The sequence below is a fragment of the Blautia massiliensis (ex Liu et al. 2021) genome, from assembly GCF_052064225.1.
In the GTDB taxonomy this organism is placed as follows: domain Bacteria; phylum Bacillota; class Clostridia; order Lachnospirales; family Lachnospiraceae; genus Blautia_A; species Blautia_A fusiformis.
In genome coordinates, this window is record NZ_JBQHWA010000069.1 from 1 (window position 1) to 2,297 (window position 2,297).

The following is a 2,297-nucleotide window of genomic DNA, read 5'->3' on the forward strand; positions in this document are numbered from 1 at the left end:
AAAAATCCAGAAATAATAAAAGTAGCTGTATAGCCGAAAGGCAAGCAGTATTGGTGTCATGGACGCACCCTGAAAAAAGGCGGTATCCCGCTAGATTTCAGATGCTCTGGTAACTAAGTTGCCGAGTAGTTCACGTATCCTTTATTTATCGCATGAAAACGAAGTCGTCATGCGGAAAGTGATAGAGGAAAACCATCTGGTGTTTACCGAGCTATTTTCAGCAAAGCCTCATGTTTTTTTGCAAAAAGATCACCCGTTGGCATCGAAAAAAGTAGTTTCCGTCCATGACCTTGCACCGTATCCGCGGCTAAACTTTGTACAGGGAGAGTATGAATCTGTCTATTTTTCAGAGGAACTATTCAGCTCCATCCCGGTGGATAAGGAAATTCGGGTCAATGACAGAGGAGCTATTGTCAACTTCATGCTCGGACTGAATGCCTATACTATTTCAAGTGGCATTTTCCCGAAATATTTGAACGGAGAAAATATCATCTCCGTTCCGCTTGCAGAAAATGAAACAATGCATATTGGATATGTGCTGAATGAAAATCAGGAATTGAGTGAACTTGGAAAAAGCTATCTGGAAGAATTGCGGAAATATGCTCCAGCCAATCCATAGCTATAGGCTATGGATAATCATATAAAATAGGTGTTATGTATGTACCGCTGTTTGCTGATATAATAACAGCAGAAAGGTGGTTGATGATTATGCCTATAGCGGTACTGGGCAATTTTCTGATTTATTGTGTTGTAAATGCCTTTACACCGGGACCGGGAAATATTCTGGCATTAAATACCGTAACAAACTATGGATATAAAAAAGGAAAGCCGCTATTCTTTGGAATTTTTGCAGGCTACTATGTAGTACAAATCATATGTGCAATTTTCGTATATGGGGTTAATTCTTTGCTTCCAAATGTAATGGGAGTGATGAAGTACATCGGAGTAGCCTATATCCTGTGGCTTGCGATTCATATTGCTTTCAGTAAGAAGACCTTAGAAAACACAGAGCAATCCGCATCGTTTCTGAAAGGCTTCATGCTGCAATTTGTCAATGTGAAGATCTATATGTTCGGAGTTACCGCACTAACGGGTTATGTTGTAGGATATATGTCCTCTTTTCCGGCTTTGCTGTTTTTTGAGCTGGTTATTGCAACGATCGGAACGATCGCAACCTGTACTTGGATTGGCTTGGGCGTACTGATTCAGAAGTTTTATCTGCGGCATTTCCGTGTTATTAACATTATCCTTGCACTAACATTACTGGAGTGTATTTGGGGAATGTTAAGATAATTACAATGAATAACGCCGGTGCGGGATTTTGATATCCAGTACCGGCGTTATTCATTCCACGTATTTTGCAAATCATGATCGGTGGGCATGAGAGTTTCCTGTACAACGAAGATGAAAAATGGTTTGTTGAAGCAAAGGAGCAGTGCCTATGATCCTTTCACAGAAAAAATTAGAAGAAATCGCTATTGCAGTGATAAGAGATTTTCAAAAGTCCTTTTTCGGCAGCGAAGTAGATGATCCGGCAAGATTCGCGCTTCCGACACCCATTGATCAGTTTGCATCCGATTATCTGAATCTGAAGGTGTCATTTCAAAAGCTGTCCTCGGACGGAAGCATCTATGGTCTGACCGCATATGTGGATACAGAATATCAGATAGAGGTTGATGGAAGTCAGAGGAGCATCTTCCTGAAAACCAATGATGTGGTTTTGGACAAGAGCTTCATTGAACCGGGAAATATTCGAAAACTCTGCGGAAAACGCAGGTTTACGCTGGCACATGAGTGTGCTCACCAGATACGGTTTCAGCTGGATGCTGATGAACGAAAGATAGCCTGCCATAAGAGACCGGAAGTGCGTGGAAACGGTTCCCGTGTCCTGAGAACGCAGGAAGATTGGAACGAGTGGCAGGCCAATTCGCTGGGAGCTGCCATTCTGATGCCCCAGTTAGAAGTAGATCGGGCGATGTGGTTCATCAACAGCGGAAAGCCCTGACCTGTTATGGATATCTTGATGGGTGTCATCCTCTAAGTTATCATGGGTTGCGTCATAGGACTTATCATTGGCTGTGCCTATGATAGAGTGATCATGAGTGATTCTCTCAACTGGATCAAAAATGACGAATGGTTTGTTTCACAGCTGTCTATCCTTCGGATGGAAACAGCAGGAATTGAGACCATTAGGGCAGCCAATATCAAGCCTGCAAATAAAAAGTCAAGGCTAAATTGAAAGAACATTGAAAATTTTATACAGGTTGAAAATTGGGTATCAAAATAAGACCACCACA

Annotated in this window: 2 protein-coding genes and 1 pseudogene; all 3 read left to right on the forward strand. The window is 42.0% G+C overall.

What is annotated here, in order from left to right; all coding sequences use genetic code 11:
• Positions 1-136: 136 nt before the first annotated feature.
• Positions 137-619: pseudogene (locus ACTNDQ_RS15245) on the forward strand (LysR substrate-binding domain-containing protein); the annotation flags it as partial.
• A gap of 89 nt (positions 620-708) precedes the next feature.
• Complete coding sequence (locus ACTNDQ_RS15250; protein WP_441064987.1) at positions 709-1,293, forward strand: LysE family transporter; 585 nt, start codon at positions 709-711, stop codon at positions 1,291-1,293.
• A 148-nt stretch (positions 1,294-1,441) separates the two neighbouring features.
• A complete protein-coding gene (locus ACTNDQ_RS15255; RefSeq protein WP_441064986.1) occupies positions 1,442-2,005 on the forward strand; it encodes an ImmA/IrrE family metallo-endopeptidase in 564 nt (187 codons plus the stop codon).
• Positions 2,006-2,297 lie beyond the last annotated feature (292 nt).

What these genes read in the sequence shown, in the direction of transcription:
- ACTNDQ_RS15250 (WP_441064987.1), top strand. Translation starts at nt 709, where the DNA reads ATGCCTATAGCGGTACTGGGCAATTTTCTGATTTATTGTGTTGTAAAT.
- ACTNDQ_RS15255 (WP_441064986.1), top strand. Translation starts at nt 1,442, where the DNA reads ATGATCCTTTCACAGAAAAAATTAGAAGAAATCGCTATTGCAGTGATA.